The sequence below is a fragment of the Halomonas stenophila genome (assembly GCF_014192275.1).
GTDB classification, from domain to species: Bacteria; Pseudomonadota; Gammaproteobacteria; order Pseudomonadales; family Halomonadaceae; genus Halomonas; species Halomonas stenophila.
In genome coordinates this window covers 15,198-34,536 of sequence record NZ_JACHXR010000008.1, presented here as the reverse complement: position 1 = coordinate 34,536, position 19,339 = coordinate 15,198, and the positions used below count along the sequence as shown (strand labels likewise).

Sequence of the window (19,339 nt, the reverse complement as noted above, 5' to 3'; positions counted from 1 at the left end):
TGCTATGGGCCCCCCGGGGGGGCGTCAAGGCAGGCGCCGTCCGGGCGTCAGCCCCGGCCGGCCTGCCGGCGAGCGGGGCGGGTTGCGGGTTGTGTGGTCGGGGCGGTGCGGTTATAATCCGCGACCCACTCATCTCGCTCCCTGTCAGATGGTTGCCGGAAGGGGCGCCACTCGAAGCAGGCCGATGAAGAGCCAACCCCGATGAGTACCGGAGAGACAAGCATGTACGCAGTTATCAAGAGCGGTGGCAAGCAGTACCGCGTTCAGGAAGGCCAGACTCTCAAGCTCGAGAAGCTGGAAGTGCCGACCGGCGACACCATCGAGTTCGATGAGGTCCTGCTGGTGGGCAGCGATGACGACGTCAAGGTCGGCGCCCCGACCGTCGACGGTGCCAAGGTGGCGGCCGAGGTCGTCTCCCACGGCCGTGGCGACAAGGTCACCATCATCAAGTTCCGTCGTCGCAAGCACAGCATGAAGCGTCAGGGCCACCGCCAGTGGTTCACTGAAGTCAAGATCACCGGGATCTCCGCGTAAGCGTCAGTTCCCCTGAACGAGCGAGGTATTTGCAATGGCTCATAAGAAGGCAGCGGGCTCCACACGTAACGGTCGCGATTCCGAATCCAAGCGCCTTGGCGTGAAGCTGTTCGGCGGTCAGGCCGTGACCCCGGGCAACATCATCGTCCGTCAGCGTGGCACCAAGTTCCACGCCGGCACCGGCGTCGGTATCGGCAAGGACCACACCCTGTTCGCCCTGGACGAAGGCGTGGTCAAGTTCGAGACCAAGGGCCCGAAAAACCGCAAGTTCGTGAGCGTCGTCTCCGCCTGAGACCGCCACGACTTGTCGCGAGAAGGCCCCGCCATGGCGGGGCCTTCTTGTATCATGGCGGCATGCACCGCCAGGAGAGTGACAGATGCAGTTCGTCGACGAAGCCTCGATCATCGTGGAAGCCGGCAAGGGCGGTAACGGCTGCCTGAGCTTCCGCCGCGAGAAGTACGTGCCCAAGGGCGGTCCCGACGGAGGGGATGGCGGCCACGGCGGCAGCGTCTACCTGATCGGTGACGATGCCCTCAACACCCTCATCGACTTCAAGTACCAGCGCTTCTACAAGGCGCAGAATGGCCAGCCCGGCCAGGGGCGGCAGATGAGCGGGCGGGCCGGCGACGACCTGCACGTCAAGGTGCCCGTCGGCACCACGGTGATCGACGAGGACACCCTCGAGGTGATCGCCGACGTCACCGAGATCGGCCAGGTCGTGCTGGTGGCCCAGGGCGGTCGCCGGGGGCTCGGCAACATCCATTTCAAGTCCTCCACCAACCGCGCGCCGCGACGCACCACGCCGGGCACCGAGGGCGAGCGGCGCAACCTGCGCTTCGAGATGAAGGTGATGGCCGATGTGGGCCTGCTGGGGCAGCCCAACGCCGGCAAGTCGACGCTGATCCGCTCGGTCTCGGCGGCCAAGCCCAAGGTGGCCAACTACCCCTTCACCACCCTGGTGCCGAACCTCGGCGTGGTGAAGATCGGTCAGCACGAGCACTTCGTGATGGCCGATATCCCCGGGCTGATCGAGGGCGCCTCCGACGGTGCGGGCCTGGGGCTGCGCTTCCTCAAGCACCTGACCCGCACCCGGCTGCTGTTCCACGTCGTCGACGTGGCGCCCTTCGACGAGTCCGATCCGGTGGCGGCCGCCGAGGCCATCGTCCACGAGCTGGGGCAGTTCTCGCCGACGCTGGCCGAGCGCCCGCGCTGGCTGGTGCTCAACAAGCTCGACCTGCTGCCGGCGGAGGAGCGCGAGACGGTGGCCGACGAGATCGTGCGGCGCCTGGACTGGGACGGTCCGGTGTTCCGTGTCTCGGCGATCAGCGGCGAGGGTACCGGGGCCCTGGTGCAGGCGGCCTATCGCTGGCTGACCGAGCAGCGCCAGTTGGAGAATGAGGACGAGGAAGCCGCCGAGCGCGAGCGCGAGATGCGCCGGCGCATGGAGGGCGAGGCGGTGGCGCGCACCGAGGCGCGCCTGGGTCGCAAGCGCAAGCGGGACGACGAGGATGACGACGACTTCGACGACGATGATTATGATGTCGAGGTCGAGTACGCCCCCTGATGTGGAGGGGAACTGGCTGCGCTCGGCCATACGGCGTTAAAAATTGGCTCAAGATGCTCATTTGCATCGGCAAACTCCGCGCTATTCGCCAATTTTTGCCTTGTCTGGCCATCGCTCGCTCAGTTCGCGAGGTCTAATCTGCAAAGGCTCGAGCCGAGGATAGGATGGAGAGCAGCGAACGGGTACCCGGCCGCGAGGCCCTCAAGGCCATGCGGCGGGTGGTGGTGAAGATCGGCAGCGCCCTGCTGACCAACGATGGCCGTGGCCTCGACGAGGCCGCCATCGGCGGCTGGGTCGACCAGATCGCCGCGCTGCACCGCCGCGGCGTGGAGGTGGTGCTGGTCTCGTCCGGGGCCGTGGCCGCGGGCATGGTGCGGCTGGGCTGGCAGGTGCGCCCCTCGGCGGTGCACGCCCTGCAGGCCGCCGCCGCGGTGGGGCAGAACGGCCTCACCGAGTGCTATGAGGGGCATTTCGCCCGCCACGGCCTGATCACCGCCCAGGTCCTGCTGACCCATGACGACCTCTCGAACCGCAAGCGCTACCTCAATGCCCGCTCGGCGCTGCGCACCCTGGTGGACATGCGGGTGGTGCCGGTGGTCAACGAGAACGACACCGTGGTCACCGACGAGATCCGCTTCGGCGACAACGACACCCTCGGCGCCCTGGTGGCCAACCTGCTGGAGGCCGACGCCCTGGTCATCCTCACCGACCAGGAGGGGCTCTTCGATGCCGACCCGCGTCACGACCCGCATGCCCGGCTGATCGCCGAGGGGCGTGCCGACGACGCCCGGCTGGCCGCGGTGGCCGGCGGGGGCGGGGCGCTGGGGCGAGGCGGCATGGCGACCAAGGTGCGGGCGGCCCGGCTGGCGGCCCGCTCCGGTGCGGTCACCGTCATCGCCAGTGGCCGCCAGTCGGCCGTGCTGCAGCGGCTGGCCGACGGCGAGCGCCTGGGCACGCTGCTCACCCCCGAGCGGGCCCCCATGGCGGCGCGCAAGCGCTGGCTGGCGGGACAGCTCCAGGTGCGCGGCAGCCTGACCCTGGATGCCGGGGCGGTGAAGGTGCTGCGTGGCAGCGGCTCGAGCCTGCTGCCGGTGGGGGTCAAGGCGCTGTCCGGCGACTTCGTGCGGGGCGACATGGTGCTCTGCGTCGACGAGCAGGGGCAGCGGGTGGCCAAGGGGCTGGTCAACTATGGCGCCGACGAGGCGCAGCGGCTGCTGGGCCAGCCCAGCCACCGCATCGAGGCCATCCTCGGCTACATGGAGGCGCCGGAGCTTATCCACCGCGACAACCTGGTGGTGCTGTAAGGGGCGTCGATTTTCTATTGCGCTCGATATCCTGGTCGCCGGCGGTACTCGTCATCCTCATTTACCCGGCTTGTAAACTGCGGTGCCTGCGTTCCGGCGGCGACCAGCCTCTCTTCGCTCATGACGTAAATCGTCTGCCCCTTAGCCAGGCGTGGCGCGGGCTGGCCCATGGCGAGGCTGGCAAGCCGCCGGGTCGCGTGATAGGATACGCCATCCTCTCAGACACGGCCCGTAGCGACTGCGTCCCCGAGCCGCGGTCGGCCGGATGGCCAAGCCGACGGGGATTTCTCGATTTCCCTGTTGGATCAAACCGTTATCAAAAGCCGCCCGAGTCGGCGGTGACAACTTTCTCCAAGGAGACAGTCAGTGGCTAACAGCAAGCAAGCCCGCAAGCGCGCCCGTCAGGCAGAAGGCCGTCGTGTCCTGAAGGCGAGCCAGCGCAGCATGGTCCGCACCTACATCAAGCGCGTCATCACTGCCATCAAGGGCGGTGACCATGCCCAGGCCATGGATGCCTTCAAGCAGGCGCAGCCGGTCATCGACCGCATCGCCGACAAGGACGTGCTGTCCAAGAAGAAGGCCGCTCGCCTGAAGAGCCGCCTGAACAAGCGCATCAAGGCCCTGGCGGCGTAAGCGCGCCGGACGCCTAATGGGTGCCCGCGCCTGACGTGGGCACACCATCGAAAAACCGGCTGCGGCCGGTTTTTTTGTGCCCGATGATATCCCCACAGGTCTGGCAAGGAAGAGTGCGGTGACCGATCCCGATCCTCAGCAAGCCTCCGACAGCATCCCGACGACGCCCGACGGGTCGACCCGCGCGGTGGCCCCTCGCGGCGGCGGGCTGATGCGCTCGGGGATGATCGTCAGCGCCATGACCATGCTCTCCCGGGTGATGGGCCTGGCCCGTGACGTGGTGATCGCCGCCCTGTTCGGGGCCGGCCAGGGCGCGGATGCCTTCTTCGTCGCCTTCAAGGTCCCCAACTTCCTGCGCCGGCTGTTCGCCGAGGGCGCCTTCAACCAGGCCTTCGTGCCGGTGCTCTCGGAGTATGCCACCCGGCGCACCCGGGAGGAGGTGCGCGAGCTGCTCGATGCCGTGGCCGGCAGTCTCACCGCCGTGCTGCTGCTGATCACGGCGCTGGCCATGCTGGCGGCCCCCTGGCTGGTGTGGGCCTTCGCGCCGGGGTTCGGCCGCGACCCCGAGAAGCTGGCGCTCACCGCCGACATGCTGCGCCTGACCTTCCCCTACCTGCTGCTGATCTCGCTGACGGCCTTCGCCGGGAGCGTGCTCAACACCTGGAACCGCTTCGCGGTGCCGGCCTTCACCCCGGTACTGCTCAATCTCTCGCTGATCGGCGCGGCCCTCGCGCTGACGCCGCTGATGAGCGAGCCGGCCCTGGCGCTGGCCTGGGGCGTGCTGATCGCCGGAGCGGCCCAGCTGCTCTTCCAGGTGCCGTTCCTGGCCCGGCTGGGGCTGCTGCCGCGGCCCTGGCCGCGCTTCGCCCACGAGGGGGTGCGGCGCATCCTGCGACTGATGGCGCCGGCTCTGTTCGGCGTCTCGGTGTCGCAGATCAACCTGTTGCTGGACACCGTGCTGGCCTCGCTGCTGGCCGCGGGCAGCGTGTCCTGGCTGTATTACTCCGACCGGCTGGTGGAGCTGCCCCTGGGGGTGTTCGGCATCGCCATCGGCACGGTGATCCTGCCGGCGCTGTCCAAGCGTCACGCCGAGCAGTCCGGCGAGCACTTCGCCGCCATGCTCGACTGGGCGCTGCGCGCCGTGCTGCTGCTGGGCCTGCCGGCGGCGCTGGCGCTGGTGGTGCTGGCCGAGCCGCTGCTGATCACGCTGTTCCACTACGGCGCCATGACCGACCACGATATCGCCATGGCGGCGATGAGCCTGCGCGCCTATGCGGTGGGGCTGGTGGCCTTCATGCTGATCAAGGTGCTGGCCCCGGGGTTCTTCGCCCGCCAGGACACCAGGACGCCGGTGAAGGTCGGCATCATCGCCATGGTCGCCAACATGGTCTTCAACCTGATCCTGATCTGGCCGCTGGCCCATGCCGGCCTGGCGCTGGCCACCGCGCTCTCGGCCTTCCTCAATGCCGGCCTGCTGGGCTACCTGCTGCGCCAGCAGGGCGTACTGGTCTTCCAGCCCGGCTGGGGGCGCTATGGCGTTCAGCTCGTCGGCGGCTGCGCGGTGATGGGGCTGGGGCTGGCCTGGCTGTCGCCCGCCTGGCAGGCCTGGCTTGACTGGTCGCTGTGGCACCGGATCGGCTGGCTGGCGCTGCTGGTGGTGGCCGGCGCGCTGGTCTACTTCGCCTGGCTGGCCGCCTTCGGCGTCCGCCTGCGCCACTTCCGGATGCGAGGCTAGCCGCTTCCCTCGCCTTCAGGCCTGCCGGGAGCGTCTATGCTGGCTGAGGTAATGACATCGGAGGACGCGGCATGGACGAATCGCAGGGCAGTAGTCGTCGTATCGATGGTGGCACCGTCCGCCTGCTGATCATCGTGCTGCTGGGGGCGGTGCTGATCGCCGTTCCCTGGCTGACCCATAACCGCCTGGTCGACAGCGAGGAGCGTGTGGCGGCGGCCTGGGCGGACGTCGAGAGTACCCTGCAACGCCGGGCCGACCTGGTGCCGAACCTGGTGCGCAGCGTCCAGCAGCACATGAGCTACGAGAGCGAGACGATGGTGCGGTTGGTTCGTGAGCGCGCCGACGCCCTGAGCGACGCCCTGGCGACCGCCCGGGACGGGGCGGACCCTGCGCGGTTCGCCGGACTGGAGGCGGCCCTCTCCCGGGAACTGGCACGCCTGATGCGCCAGGCCGGCGAGCATCCCGCGCTGCGCAGCGGCGATCAGTTCCTGCGCTTGCAGGCCCAACTGGAAGGTAGCGAGAACCGCATCAATGTGGCCCGCCTGCGCTACAACGCGGCGGTGCGCGACTACAACGGCGCCCTGCGCGGCTTCATCGGGCGCTGGGTGGCGGGCTCGCTGGGGCTGGTGCCCCGTGACTACTTCGAGGCGCGGCCCGGGGCGGAGGAGCCGGTCCCCGTGGCGTTCGACTAGGGGCCGGCGGGCATGATCGACCTTCCGGTGGCGAATGGCCTGCTGGTCGGGCTCGGCCTGCTGCTGCTGAGCTGGCTGCTGGTCCGGTTGGGGCTACGCCTGCCCGGGTGGCTGGCCGTCCTGGCCGGTGTGCTGGTGGTGGGCGGCCTCTGGTGGGCAGGTGGGCCCGAGCGGGTAGCGGACCGCTTCGAGCGAGTCGACGACAGGATCGACCTGCTTGACGAGGCGGAGCGCCAACGCCTGGCGGAATATCACGCCCTGCTGGCGGCCGACCACGATATCGATTACCGGGTGGTGATCGACCGTGAGCTGGGCGATCTCGATCGCTTCGCCGTCGACCATGTGCGTCGTCATGGCGTCGGGGGCGACCAGGGCCGGGGGCTGCTGCTGGTGCTGGACGTCTCGGCCGACCAGGTGCGCCTGGAGGTGGGGCATGGCCTGGAGGGGCAGTTCGTCGATGCCTTCGTCGCCTATCTGGAGGCGCGCCAGATGACCGAGTTCTTCGCCGTGGGGCGGGTCGCCGATGGTATCCTGGCCAGCACCGAGCTGATCGTGGCCCAGGCCCAGCAGGCCGAGGGCGAGCTGGTGCCGGCCATCGCCGGCAGTGGCGGTGCCGGGGCGCGTCTGCCGGCGCGTCTCGGCGAGGGACGAGCGGGGCCCCGCGAGGCCCAGGTGACGGTCGACGAGGGGGGCTCGCCCCGTGACGTGCTGGCGGCCTATCGGGGCGCCATGGCGGCGCGCAACGACAACCCCGAACTCGCGATCTACAGCCACGGCACGCGCGATATGCTGGCGGACTGGGTGATGACTCCCGCGCAGATGGACAACATGGCGCGCAGCCTGGCCGGCTGCCCCGTGGCGCGTGAACTGACCGATGCCCGGGAGCGGCGGGCCGTACTGCTGGCGCCCCTGGCCGAGCGCCAGTGTCCGCCGTACTTCCTGATTCAGGAGGAAGGCGTCTGGCGGCTCGACCTGGTCACCATGATGCAGGCCGTGCGCTTCGGTCGCGACAACAGCTGGCGGCTGGAGCGCGAGGCCCTCGGCCCGTATGACTTCGGATTCGCCGGGATCCGCTTCGATTCCCGGGGCTATCCGCGGACGCCGTAGGCAGATGCCTGACAATGGCCAAGCCGCGCCGGCTGTCAAGGGGCCGCCGGTCCGTTATAATCGATCCCTTTACCCACTCGCGATGACGCCCATGCAAGTGATTCGAGGACTGCACAACCTGCGCGACGAGCATCGTGGCTGCGTGGCGACCATCGGCAACTTCGATGGCGTCCATCGGGGCCATCAGGCGATCCTCGATCAGCTGCGCGAGCGGGCTCGCACGCTGTCGCTGCCGGTCACCGTGGTGGTCTTCGAGCCCCAGCCCCGCGAGTTCTTCGCCGGCGACCAGGCGCCGCCGCGGCTGACGCGGCTGCGCGACAAGGTCGAGCTGCTGGCCGAGCTCGGCGCCGACCGGGTGCTCTGCCTGCCGTTCAACGATGCCCTGCGTAGCCTCACCGCCCGGGCGTTCATCGACCTGGTGCTGGTGCGCGGGCTCGGCGTGCGTCACCTGGTGGTGGGCGACGACTTCCGCTTCGGCTGCGACCGCCTCGGGGACTTCGCCTTGCTGGAGGCGGTGGGCGCCGAGCAGGGCTTCGGGGTCGAGCACACCCGGACCTTCCTGCTGGATGGCGAGCGGGTCTCCAGCTCCCGGGTGCGCACCCTGCTGGCCAGCGGCAACTTCGCCCAGGCCGCGCGCATGCTGGGGCGCCCCTACCGCCTCGGGGGGCGGGTGGTGCGCGACCGCCAGCTCGGCCGCACCATCGGCGTGCCCACCGCCAACCTGCCCCAGCCCGCGCGTTCGCTGGCCCTGCAGGGCGTCTACGCGGTGACCACCACGCTGCCCGACGGGCGCTGTGCCGAGGGCGTGGCCAACATCGGCTGGCGGCCCACGGTCGGCAGCCATCGCCCGGTGCTCGAGGTGCACCTGTTCGACTTCGACGGCGACCTCTACGGCCAGCGCCTCTCGGTGCTGCCCTGCGCCAAGCTGCGTGGCGAGGTGAAGTTCGAGAGCCTCGACGAGCTGAAGGCGCAGATCGCTGCCGATCAGGCGCGCGCCCGGCGCTTCTTCGCCGAGGCCGCCGGCGACCCCCTTCCTCTGGCATCGGCGCCGCTGGCGCGCGAGACCGTGACTTCCGATTCCTCGGCGGGGTTTCCCGCCGACCAAGACGACGGCTGACCCCCAGGATATGAGCGACTACAAGCACACTCTGAATCTGCCAGAAACCGAGTTCCCGATGCGCGGCATGCTGCCCAAGCGCGAGCCCGCCCGGGTGGCGCAGTGGCAGGAGATGGACCTCTACCATCGCCTGCGCGAGGCGCGTCGCGGCCGCGAGCTGTTCGTGCTCCACGACGGCCCTCCCTACGCCAATGGCAGCATTCACATCGGTCACGCCGTCAACAAGATCCTCAAGGACATCATCGTCAAGTCGAAGAACCTGGCCGGCTTCGATGCGCCCTATGTGCCGGGCTGGGACTGCCACGGCCTGCCCATCGAGCACAAGGTGGAGACCACCCACGGCAAGCACCTGGAGCCGGCGACGGCCCGCGAACTGTGCCGCGAGTATGCCGCCGAGCAGATCCAGGGGCAGCTGTCCGACTTCGTGCGCCTGGGCGTGATCGGCGACTGGGACAACCCCTACCGCTCCATGGACTACGCCAACGAGGCCGGCGAGATCCGCGCCCTGGCCGAGATGGTCGAGGGCGGCTACGTCTTCAAGGGGCTCAAGCCGGTGAACTGGTGCTTCGACTGCGGCTCGGCCCTGGCCGAGGCCGAGGTGGAGTACGCCGACAAGCAGTCCGATGCCATCGACGTGGCCTTCCCCTGTGCCGAGGACGACAAGCTGGCCGCGGCCTTCGGCCTCGAGGCGCTGGCCAAGCCCGCCGCCGTGGTGATCTGGACCACCACCCCCTGGACCATCCCGGCCAACCAGGCGCTCAACGTCCATCCCGAGTTCACCTATGCCCTGGTGGGTGCCGGCGAGCGCCTGCTGCTGCTGGCCGAGGAACTGGTGGAGTCGTGCCTGGCACGCTTCGGGCTCGAGGGCGAGATCATCGCCACCGCCACCGGCGAGCGCCTGGACGGCATCGCGTTCGCCCATCCCTTCTACGAGCGTCGCTCGCCGATCTACCTGGCCGACTATGTCGCGGTCGACGAGGGCAGCACCGGTATCGTCCACTCGGCCCCGGCCTACGGGGTGGACGACTTCGTGACCTGCCGCGCCCATGGCATGGCGTTCAGCGAGATCGAGAGCCCGGTGCAGGGCAACGGCGTCTACGTGGACGACCTGCCGTTCTTCGGCGGCCAGCTGATCTGGAAGGCCAACCTGCAGATCGTCGCCAAGCTCGACGAGGTGGGCGCGCTGATGGCCCACAAGACCATCACCCACAGTTACATGCACTGCTGGCGCCACAAGACGCCGGTGATCTACCGCGCCACCGCCCAATGGTTCGTGGGCATGGACCTGGCCGGCCACGATGGCCGGACCCTGCGCGACAAGGCGCTGGCGGGCATCGAGGCCACCACCTTCACCCCGGCGTGGGGCAAGGCGCGGCTGCACGCCATGATCGCCAACCGCCCCGACTGGTGCATCTCCCGCCAGCGCAACTGGGGCGTGCCGATTCCGTTCTTCCTGCACAAGGCCACCGGCGAGCTGCACCCGCGCACCGTGGCGCTGATGGAGGAAGCCGCCTGGCGCGTCGAGCGCGAGGGCATCGACGCCTGGTTCCGCCTCGACCCCGCCGAGCTGCTGGGCGAGGAGGCCGCCGACTACGACAAGGTCACCGATACCCTGGACGTGTGGTTCGACTCCGGCACCACCCATCGCCACGTGCTGCGCGGCTCGCATCCCCATGGCCACGAGCAGGGCCCCCGGGCGGATCTCTACCTGGAAGGCTCGGACCAGCACCGCGGCTGGTTCCACTCCTCGCTGCTCACCGGCAGCGCCATGGACGGCCATCCGCCGTATCGCGGCCTGCTGACCCACGGCTTCACCGTGGACGCCCACGGCCGCAAGATGTCCAAGTCCATGGGCAACGTGGTGGCGCCCCAGGAGGTGATGGACAAGCTCGGCGCCGACATCCTGCGCCTGTGGGTGGCCTCCACCGACTACGGCGGCGAGATGGCGGTCTCCGACGAGATCCTCAAGCGCACCGCCGACGTCTACCGGCGGATCCGCAACACCTCGCGGTTCCTGCTCGCCAACCTCAACGGCTTCGACCCGGAGCGCGACGGCCTGGCCTTCGACGACCTGCTGGCCCTGGACCAGTGGGTGGTCGACCGCGCCGCCCAACTGCAGGCGCGCATCGAGACCGCCTATGAGGAGTACCGCTTCCTCGACGTCTACCAGCAGGTGCACGGCTTCTGTGCCCGGGAGCTCGGTGGCTTCTACCTGGACGTCATCAAGGATCGCCAGTACACCACCCAGGCCGATTCCGTGGCTCGGCGCAGCGCCCAGACCGCGCTCTATCACGTCATCCAGGCCTTGGTGCGCTGGGTGGCGCCGATCCTCTCCTTCACCGCCGAGGAGATCTTCGAGCACATCCCCGGCCGCCGCGGCGACAGCGTGCTGCTCGAGGAGTACTACGCCGGGCTCGGCACCCTGGCCGAGGACGCCGACCTGGGTCGCGGCTTCTGGGAGCAGGTGCTGGAGGTCAAGCAGGCCGTCAACAAGTGCCTGGAAGACGCCCGCAACGCCAAGGCCATCAAGGGCAGCCTGGCCGCCGAGGTGACCCTCTACGTCGACGATGCCCTGCAGGCCACCCTGGCCAAGCTCGGCGACGAGCTGCGCTTCGTGATGCTGACCAGCGAGGTGACCCTCAGGCCGCTGGCCGAGGGCGGGGAGGCCGAGGCCACCGAGCTCGAGGGGCTGAGGGTCGCCGTGGCGGCCAGCGCCCACGCGAAGTGCGAGCGCTGCTGGCACCACCGCGAGGACGTGGGCAGCCATGCCGGCCATGACGACCTCTGTGGCCGGTGCGTGAGCAACCTGCCGGACGGCCCCGGCGAGGCCCGTCACTATGCATGAGGTGGACAGCATGCCGGAGACCCCGAAGGGCGCCGCCAAGGCGGCGCCCATGCACAAGCCGTTGCGCTGGCTGTGGCTCGCCGTGGCCGTGGTGGCCCTGGACCTGGGCACCAAGGCGCTGGCCTCGAGCCTGCTGACCTATGCCCAGCCGGTGGTGGTGCTGCCGTTCTTCAATCTGACCCTGCTGCACAACACCGGTGCGGCCTTCAGCTTCCTGGCCGACCATCCCGGCTGGCAGCGCTGGTTCTTCGCCGCCATCGCGGTGGTGGCCAGCGTGGGGCTGACGCTCTGGATGCGCCGCCTGAGGGCCGACGAGAAGCTCCTCGGCGGCGCCCTGGCGCTGATCATCGGCGGCGCCCTGGGCAACCTCTACGACCGGCTGGTGCATGGCTATGTGGTGGACTTCCTCTCCTTTCATGTCGCCGGCTGGTATTACCCGGCCTTCAACGTGGCGGATATCGGCATCACCCTGGGCGCCATCGGGCTGATCTGGGAGTCGGTGTTCGGCGAGCGTCGCCGGGCCCGACGCGGCCGCTGAGGAACCCAGGGCGCGCCGCGTCATCCAAGCCACCAGCTCCTACGCGACCATCACCACAGCTTCGAGAGAGCACATGAGCGACCAACACGCGCAAGGCCACCGCATCGACGAGGGCATGGAAGTCACCCTGCACTTCAGCCTCAAGCTGGAGGATGGCACCGAGGTGGATTCCACCCGCGACAAGGCGCCGGCCACCTTCCAGGTCGGCGACGGCAACCTGCCGCCGGGCTTCGAGCAGCCGCTCAAGGGCATGGGCCCCGGCGAGTCCGGCAGCTTCGAGATCAGCCCCGAGCATGGCTTCGGCCAGCACAACCCCCAGAACATCCAGGTGCTCAAGCGCGAGGAGTTCGACAGCGACGCTCCCGAGGTGGGCATGGTGATGTCCTTCGCCGATGCCGCCGGCGGCGAGTTGCCCGGGGTGATCAAGCGCGTCGACGACGAGCGGGTCGAGGTGGACTTCAATCATCCCCTGGCGGGGCGTACCCTGACCTTCGAGGTCGATGTCGTAGACGTGAAGCCCGCCACGACTCATTGATCGAACGGATGCTCGAGCATCAAGGCAAGGCAAATCATGCAAATCAAGCTGGCCAATCCCCGCGGCTTCTGCGCCGGCGTCGATCGCGCCATCGATATCGTCAACAGCGCGCTGGACGTCTTCGATCCGCCCATCTACGTGCGCCACGAGGTGGTGCACAACCGCTTCGTGGTCGACAGCCTGCGCGAGCGGGGCGCGGTCTTCGTCGAGGAACTGCACGAGGTGCCGGATGACGTCATCGTGATCTTCTCGGCCCACGGCGTCTCCCGGGCCGTTCAGGAGGAGGCCGAGCGGCGTGGCCTGAAGGTCTTCGACGCCACCTGCCCGCTGGTCACCAAGGTCCATATGGAGGTGCTGCGCTACGCGCGGCGCGGCCAGGAGTGCATCCTCATCGGCCACGAGGGCCATCCGGAGGTGGAGGGCACCATGGGGCGCTACGATACCTCCCACGGGGGGCGGATCTACCTGGTCGAGAACGAGGGGGACGTGGCCAACCTGGAGGTCGAGGACCCGAGCCGCCTGGCCTTCGTGACTCAGACCACGCTCTCCATGGACGACACCGCCAGGGTGATCGATGCCCTGCGCGAGCGTTTCCCCGAGATCGCTGGGCCGCGCAAGGACGACATCTGCTACGCGACCCAGAACCGCCAGGACGCCGTGCGCGAGCTGGCGGCCGGCTGTGACCTGGTGCTGGTGGTGGGCAGCCCCAACAGCTCCAACTCCAACCGCCTGCGCGAGCTGTCCGAGCGCGTCGGGACGCCCGCCCACCTGGTGGATAGCGCCGAGCAGGTCGATCCGGCCTGGCTGGAGGGCGTGAACGCAGTGGGGGTCACCGCCGGCGCCAGTGCCCCCGAGGTGCTGGTCAAGGGGGTGATCGAGCGGCTCCAGGCCCTGGGCGCCAGTGCGCCCGAGGAGCTCGCGGGCCGCGAGGAGACCATTACCTTCTCCATGCCGCGCGAACTCCGCGAGCGAGTGATCGCCAGCGACTAGCCCTGTAGAACCGTGAGCCTGGCGCTCAGCGGGCGCCTCAGGCTTTCGTAGGAGCAAGCAAACCGGACCCTGTCCGGTTTTTTTGTGACTATCGGCTGTCGGAAACGACAGTCCTGATACATACTGAAACAAATCGTGACGTACGCAGGGGAGATGCGCCGCGTGACCATGACCCGCAGACGACATCGGCCGAATGGCCCTGAAGACCATGCCCGGCACCAGGCCGGCTTCACGCTGATCGAGCTGATGATCACGGTGGCGGTGATCGGGATCCTCGCCGCCATCGCCTATCCCAGCTATACGCAGTATGTCCAGAAGGCCCGGCGCACGGACGCGATGTCTGCCTTGGGGAGTGTCGCCAGTCGGCTAGAGCGTTGCTATACGGTGTCGAGCGACTATACGGATGATGGTAGCTCAAGTGGCTGTGTGACGTTTCCTGTCACATCGGATGAGGGGTTCTATTCGGTCACGGCCACGACCCTCACTTCCTCCACCTATACGTTGAAGGCAGCCCCACAGGGTGCGCAAGCAGGGGATGACTGCAGCAACTTTACCCTGAATCATCAAGGCATGCGTGGAAACGAACAAAATGATGGGACCACGATTGATGAATGCTGGTGATAAAAAACGCCATTCAGGGTTTACACTGATCGAGCTTTTGGTCGCTATAGCCATGGTCGCGATACTCGCGACCATGGCGGTGCCCAGTTTTCAGGGCATGATGATTCGTAATCAATTGACCACCGACTTTAATCAGGTGTTGACGGGTATCCATTATGCGCGAAGCGAGGCGATCAAGAGTCGTAAACCGGTTACCGTGGTAATGACGTCGGGTGCCGATGGAGATGGGTGGAAACTCGAGGTTTGGGAAGGGGATGGCAGCACGGCTGTTTCTTGCCCTACTGATGCTGGCTGCTGGAAGGTGATGAATGAAAATGACTCCGCAGTCAATGTCAGTGTCACGACAGGAAGCGGTAGCGGTAAGGTGACCTTTAACCAGTTAGGGAGGGCGTCCTCCTCCTGCCCGCTGGGCACACCCTGCTCGATTTCTCTCGAGCACGAGAACCTTACAGGAAGCCCGGAAACTCTTAATATCAATGCTCTCGGCAATATCACGAGACCCTAAATAATACAGATGGAAGGAGGGTTAGTTGAGAATATCCGGAGTTAGAGGGTTCACCTTGATTGAGGCTTTGGTGGCTGTGCTTGTGCTATCGATTGGCCTTTTGGGAGTGGCTGCCATGCAACTCAAGGCATTACAGAGTTCCCATGTCTCCCACCAGCGGACCATTGCCTCCATGGCGGCTCAGGATGCCGTGGAGCGGCTCTGGGTGACGCTGGGTGAGAACAGCGTACAAGCGTGTCCCGATGCAGACCCTGCCAATTGGAAAGCCGATTGGAGTACCCATCTGTCGCTGAGGGACGTCACGACAATCACCGAAGATTCCACCTACTGTGAGTATGGTATCACCGTGGGCTGGGTGGATGATCGTTTCGAAGGTGAAGATGTCTCGACTCTCGAATATCGTATCAAGCTGCCGAAGAAGTGAGCCATGAAACTCCATGCTGAAAAAATGCAAGACTTTAAAAAAAGGGAGAGTGGGTTTTCCCTGGTGGAGCTGATGATTGCGCTGGTAATCGGGCTGCTGATTGTGCTCGGAGCCGGGCAGCTCTTCCTGACGTCCAAGCAGAGCTATAATCAGATGGAGGCGCTGGCGGAGCGGCAAGAGGCCTTGCGTGCGATAACAGACCTGATTTCACTTGATATCAGGACGTCATCAGACATCACAGATAATAGCGCTGACCAGAGTGTTTTGCATATGAGCTATGGCAGTGGGGTAAGGGAGAATGATCCATATTGTGCGGGAGCGAACAAGCTAAACGATGTTACATATAGCTTTGCTGACCAAGATCTTCAGGTTCAAGTGGTTTGCGGCTCTGCTTCCTCTGGAGGTTCTTTGGTAAACGGTATTGAAAGCATGCAGTTTGCCTTGGATCCATCTCTTTCTGCGGCCGAGGGGCTTTTCGTCAAAGTGGAGGTTACCTTCCCCGCGATAATGTCTGGAGAGCCTGTTAGCAAGAGGAAATATAGTTTCATGGTGGCGAGGCGGAATAATATTCTCCACTAATGCCTCACATTTCATAGGGGGTATATCATGAATAGGGGATTTGGCGACTTAAAAAGGCAGAGCGGAGCGGCTTTGATAGTGACTCTGGTGCTGCTAGTTGTGGCGCTGCTGCTGGGGGTGACAGGCTTCCAGAATGCTCGGAATGAGGAGGCCATGGCCGGTAATCAACGGGCCAGTAATTTGGCGATGATGGCTGCAGAGTACGGGGCATCGGATTTTTGGCATCGGGTAAAAGGGGCGAGTATTGTCCCGGATGCCCTTGAGTCTGGTGATACGGTCGATCAATATATGGAGAAAATTCTTCTGGCTTTGAAAGGTTGGGCCGAGGGTCAGGATTTTGTCAGCAGTTGTGTGGAAGTCGATATATCTCTCTCCAATGCGTGCTATCGTGTCAATGTGTCTTCTCCATCAGACGACCTGGTTTCAATCCTCGTAGATGGGGTTGTGCATTCAGGGGACGCTGATGCGGATAGTGATGGCACTCCCGATGAAGTGATCGCGCGACGCCAGGTCTCTATGGGTTGGGGGGCGATGTTGGGGGAAGCTCTCTCTCCATTCAACCTGACAGGTGTCATTGCCGATTATGATGGCATCAACTCACAGGCGGATGTTTCTGGCGAAGAGGTAGATGGCTATCTCAATCCGGCAATATCGGTAAGCAGCAAGGCCGAGGCGGAAAAGATTGTTCAGGATATTATCGGGGATAGCAAGAATATCAATGACTTCGCGGTCTTCGTTCCAGAGACTGGCCAGGGATGTACTGGCCATGATGACTGTGGGCCCGATACTGAAGGTGTATACCATGCCAAGGATGTGGTGACAGGAGATCCCGCTGAGTATGAAGGGAACTATGACAATTGCACTACTGCTAACAATGACTTGTGCAACTACAAGGGCGGCATCGCTTCCGAACTAGGTACGCCCATCCTGTATAATCCGGAACAGTTTCATGTCTTCATTAACGCGCTCGTTAGGCAGCAGGATGACACTAGTACTGCAGATGACAATGAAGCCTCCAAGTGGACGAATAATGTTGCCCAGGATTTTGGCGCTGGTGTCCATTTTGTCACCGACAAGGTGGCCGAAGATGAATATTATGGGCAGGATGGTTTCGTCGTTGAGGATGCTGATGATTATGGCGCGCCTGTGTATGACCCCGACAACCTGCAAGAGGATGGCCAGCGACTCAGCAGGCCGCTATTTGAAGTGGGAAGTGGGAATTTTTCGGGTAGCGGTGTGCTGATTGTCGATGGGGATGTCGAGTTCAAAGGAAATCCTGAGTTTGATGGCCTCATCATCGTAATGGGTGACTATACCATCGATGGCAGTGGCAACGAACCTTTTACCGGGGCTATCATCTCGGCTCCGTATAGCAAGCATTATGAGTATGAGGCTGCAGATGGCACATGGGGTGATCTGAATCCTCAGTATGATTCCACAACAGGAGAGTTTCTGCATTTTGAAACTGCCGATGGTTCAAAAGTCTATGTTGGATCGGATGGAGGGTGGACGACTGAGCCTGGGGCCGCGGATTCGCCGAACGAACTTGCTACCATGGACATGATTGAAGGTGAGGAAGTGGGCGGCCTGGTTGCTAACAGGACGTTTGATCCCGTTGGTCTGGATGTCAGTGGTGGTGGTAATCAAGACTATAATTACAGCTATGACTCTCTGCTGACGGCTTTCGAATACTTTAACGGAGAATCTCTTTTGGCTTGGCTGGTTGGGCAGGCGCAGCTAGATGGAAGTTATGAGTACGGTCTGGCCACGTGGAGCGAAAAAGTGGTTATCGATGGCTGATTGAGTCTCACGGGTTGAAGCAAGGGAGTGGTGAAGTTCAGTCAGCAGCTTGAACTTGTATCTTCGCTCCTTGCTCTTCCCATGTTGTTGATGATGATGGCTGCGCTTTCCTCTTTGAGGGAGCAAACAGCGAATGTTCCATTAAATCCCTGCGACCAACCACGAGAGGAGTAGCGCACCGGGCGGTCGCTTCTATTGAAACTGACATCGACACTGTCCGATTCTGCCAAAACACGCAGTACCTTGTTTCCCGCCAGGCTTCCTCCCGTTGCCTCGCCCTCCACGATGACCCAGTCCTGGTCCCAGTCATCGAAGGTGCAGGTCTCATAGGGCGGCCCAGCACTGGCGCAGACGGAGATAGTGGTGCGTCGCATCACGGCGGTATTCCGCGCCAGCGCCAAGGCGGTCTTGATGCGCATGACCTCCGCGGCGACCTCGTTGCGGGCGGCGAACTGCTGGAAGCTGGGGATGCCCCAGGTGGCCATGAGGATCATCACGGCGAGCGCCACCAGCAACTCGATCAGTGTGAAGCCCCGCTGGGCGGGCTTTGCCAGGCCCGGTGGCCTGCCGGTAAGCTGATGGCCTTCGGTGGTGTCCTGTCCCATGCCGCGTCTCCCTCGAGTACCCGTTTTCGTGGGTGTCCCTTCAAGCTAGACAGGTGCCGCGCTCTCTCCGTAAGCGATAGCGGACACGCCTCGTGAGTGATTTTCTCGTTGTGGGCGGTGGCGTCATCGGCATGATGACGACGCTGCAACTGGCCGATGCCGGCCATTCGGTGACCCTTCTCGAGCGCGGCCAGTGCGGCCGCGAGGCCTCCTGGGCCGGCGGCGGGATCGTCTCGCCGCTCTATCCCTGGCGCTACAGCGCGCCGATCTCGCGCCTCTCCACCTGGTCGGAGGGCTTCTATCCGGAGCTGGCCCTGCGCCTGCTGGAGGAAACCGGCATCGATCCGGAGTATCGCCAGAAGGGCTTGCTCTACCTGCGGGTCGACGACGAGGCGCGGGCCATGGACTGGGCCCGCGAGGTCGGCAAGCCCCTGGAGCGGGTCTCCGCCGATTTCCTCTATGCCAAGGAGCCCGAGGCGGCGCCCGGCTGCCGCGAGGCGCTGTGGATGCCGACGCTCGGCAGCATCCGCAACCCGCGGCTGACCCGGGCGCTGCGCCGCCGCCTGGTCGAGATGGGGCGCGTGTCGTTGCGGGAAGGCAGCGAGGTCACGGGCCTGCGCCTCGCGGGGGGGCGCGTCTCGGGGGTGGAGACCACGGCGGGCATCGTCGGCGGGGAGCAGGTCATCGTCTGCGGCGGCGCCTGGGCGGCCGGCCTGCTGGCGCCGCTGGGGGTAGCGCTGCCGGTGCGGCCGGTGAAGGGGCAGATGATCCTCTTCAAGGCGCCTCCGGGGCTGGTTAGCCGAGTGGTGCTGATGGACGGGCGCTACGTGATCCCCCGGGCCGACGGCCGGGTGCTGGCCGGCTCGACCCTGGAGGAGGCGGGGTTCGACAAGTCCGTGTCCGGTGAGGCCCGCAAATCCCTCTGGCACTCGGCGACCCGGATCGTCCCGGCCCTGGCCGAGTGCGAGGTGGAGCACCACTGGGCGGGGTTGCGCCCGGGCTCGCCGGACGGGGTGCCCTTCATCGGTGCGCTACCGGGCATCGACAACCTGCATGTGAATGCCGGCCACTACCGCAATGGCCTGGTGCTGGCGCCGGCCTCGACACGCCTGCTGGTCGATGAGCTGCTGGGGCGCGAGCCGATCGTCGATCCGGCGCCCTACCGGTTGGCGGGGCGGCTGCCGGCCTGACGCGCCGGCGGGGAAGGTGG

General features: G+C 65.5%; 20 protein-coding genes. 19 read left to right on the top strand and 1 reads right to left on the bottom strand.

Going from position 1 to position 19,339, the window contains the following annotated elements; all coding sequences use genetic code 11:
• The first annotated feature begins 222 nt into the window (after positions 1-222).
• The 18 genes from rplU (at position 223) to FHR97_RS13520 (ending at position 17,524) form a co-directional block, all read left to right on the top strand.
• On the top strand, positions 223-534 hold the full coding sequence (rplU, locus tag FHR97_RS13605; protein ID WP_183384360.1) for a 50S ribosomal protein L21: 312 nt from the start codon (positions 223-225) through the stop codon (positions 532-534).
• Between the two features lie 34 nt (positions 535-568).
• Complete coding sequence (gene rpmA / locus FHR97_RS13600; protein ID WP_097790539.1) at positions 569-826, top strand: 50S ribosomal protein L27; 258 nt, start codon at positions 569-571, stop codon at positions 824-826.
• An 85-nt stretch (positions 827-911) separates the two neighbouring features.
• Positions 912-2,099 (top strand): Obg family GTPase CgtA, encoded by a 1,188-nt coding sequence (cgtA, locus tag FHR97_RS13595; RefSeq protein ID WP_183384359.1) that lies wholly within the window; start codon positions 912-914, stop codon positions 2,097-2,099.
• Between the two features lie 164 nt (positions 2,100-2,263).
• Positions 2,264-3,403 carry a glutamate 5-kinase gene (gene proB / locus FHR97_RS13590; protein ID WP_183384358.1) on the top strand — a complete coding sequence of 380 codons (1,140 nt, stop codon included), beginning with the start codon at positions 2,264-2,266 and terminating at the stop codon, positions 3,401-3,403.
• A 366-nt stretch (positions 3,404-3,769) separates the two neighbouring features.
• Positions 3,770-4,036, top strand: a complete 267-nt coding sequence (gene rpsT, locus FHR97_RS13585) for a 30S ribosomal protein S20 (protein WP_183384357.1) — start codon at positions 3,770-3,772, stop codon at positions 4,034-4,036.
• Between the two features lie 211 nt (positions 4,037-4,247).
• On the top strand, positions 4,248-5,771 hold the full coding sequence (gene murJ / locus FHR97_RS13580) for a murein biosynthesis integral membrane protein MurJ (protein WP_183384482.1): 1,524 nt from the start codon (positions 4,248-4,250) through the stop codon (positions 5,769-5,771).
• A gap of 71 nt (positions 5,772-5,842) precedes the next feature.
• Positions 5,843-6,463, top strand: a complete 621-nt coding sequence (locus FHR97_RS13575) for a LemA family protein (protein WP_183384356.1) — start codon at positions 5,843-5,845, stop codon at positions 6,461-6,463.
• Between the two features lie 12 nt (positions 6,464-6,475).
• Positions 6,476-7,570 (top strand): TPM domain-containing protein, encoded by a 1,095-nt coding sequence (locus FHR97_RS13570; RefSeq protein ID WP_183384355.1) that lies wholly within the window; start codon positions 6,476-6,478, stop codon positions 7,568-7,570.
• Positions 7,571-7,661: 91 nt separating this feature from the next.
• A complete protein-coding gene (ribF, locus tag FHR97_RS13565) occupies positions 7,662-8,687 on the top strand; it encodes a bifunctional riboflavin kinase/FAD synthetase (RefSeq protein ID WP_183384354.1) in 1,026 nt (341 codons plus the stop codon).
• Positions 8,688-8,697: 10 nt separating this feature from the next.
• A complete protein-coding gene (ileS, locus tag FHR97_RS13560; RefSeq protein WP_183384353.1) occupies positions 8,698-11,532 on the top strand; it encodes an isoleucine--tRNA ligase in 2,835 nt (944 codons plus the stop codon).
• 10 nt (positions 11,533-11,542) lie between these two features.
• Positions 11,543-12,070 (top strand): signal peptidase II, encoded by a 528-nt coding sequence (lspA, locus tag FHR97_RS13555; protein WP_183384352.1) that lies wholly within the window; start codon positions 11,543-11,545, stop codon positions 12,068-12,070.
• Between the two features lie 73 nt (positions 12,071-12,143).
• Complete coding sequence (fkpB, locus tag FHR97_RS13550) at positions 12,144-12,605, top strand: FKBP-type peptidyl-prolyl cis-trans isomerase (RefSeq protein ID WP_183384351.1); 462 nt, start codon at positions 12,144-12,146, stop codon at positions 12,603-12,605.
• Positions 12,606-12,641: 36 nt separating this feature from the next.
• Positions 12,642-13,595: a 4-hydroxy-3-methylbut-2-enyl diphosphate reductase gene (ispH, locus tag FHR97_RS13545; protein WP_183384350.1), complete on the top strand. Its 954-nt coding sequence runs from the start codon at positions 12,642-12,644 to the stop codon at positions 13,593-13,595.
• A gap of 168 nt (positions 13,596-13,763) precedes the next feature.
• Positions 13,764-14,216: a type IV pilin protein gene (locus tag FHR97_RS20530; RefSeq protein WP_183384481.1), complete on the top strand. Its 453-nt coding sequence runs from the start codon at positions 13,764-13,766 to the stop codon at positions 14,214-14,216.
• Positions 14,203-14,721 (top strand): GspH/FimT family pseudopilin, encoded by a 519-nt coding sequence (locus tag FHR97_RS13535; RefSeq protein ID WP_183384349.1) that lies wholly within the window; start codon positions 14,203-14,205, stop codon positions 14,719-14,721. The genes FHR97_RS20530 and FHR97_RS13535 overlap by 14 nt, the downstream gene beginning before the upstream one ends.
• Positions 14,722-14,791: 70 nt before the next feature.
• Complete coding sequence (locus FHR97_RS13530) at positions 14,792-15,145, top strand: type IV pilus modification PilV family protein (protein ID WP_425486091.1); 354 nt, start codon at positions 14,792-14,794, stop codon at positions 15,143-15,145.
• A 3-nt stretch (positions 15,146-15,148) separates the two neighbouring features.
• Positions 15,149-15,724, top strand: a complete 576-nt coding sequence (locus tag FHR97_RS13525; protein WP_183384348.1) for a PilW family protein — start codon at positions 15,149-15,151, stop codon at positions 15,722-15,724.
• Between the two features lie 27 nt (positions 15,725-15,751).
• Positions 15,752-17,524 carry a PilX N-terminal domain-containing pilus assembly protein gene (locus tag FHR97_RS13520; RefSeq protein ID WP_183384347.1) on the top strand — a complete coding sequence of 591 codons (1,773 nt, stop codon included), beginning with the start codon at positions 15,752-15,754 and terminating at the stop codon, positions 17,522-17,524.
• Between the two features lie 41 nt (positions 17,525-17,565).
• Here FHR97_RS13520 and FHR97_RS13515 read toward each other — a convergent pair whose 3' ends face one another.
• Positions 17,566-18,129, bottom strand: a complete 564-nt coding sequence (locus FHR97_RS13515; RefSeq protein ID WP_183384346.1) for a GspH/FimT family pseudopilin — start codon at positions 18,127-18,129, stop codon at positions 17,566-17,568.
• A gap of 92 nt (positions 18,130-18,221) precedes the next feature.
• On the opposite strand from FHR97_RS13515, the gene thiO reads away from it, so the two are divergent.
• On the top strand, positions 18,222-19,319 hold the full coding sequence (gene thiO, locus FHR97_RS13510; RefSeq protein ID WP_183384345.1) for a glycine oxidase ThiO: 1,098 nt from the start codon (positions 18,222-18,224) through the stop codon (positions 19,317-19,319).
• The last annotated feature ends 20 nt before the right edge of the window (positions 19,320-19,339 follow it).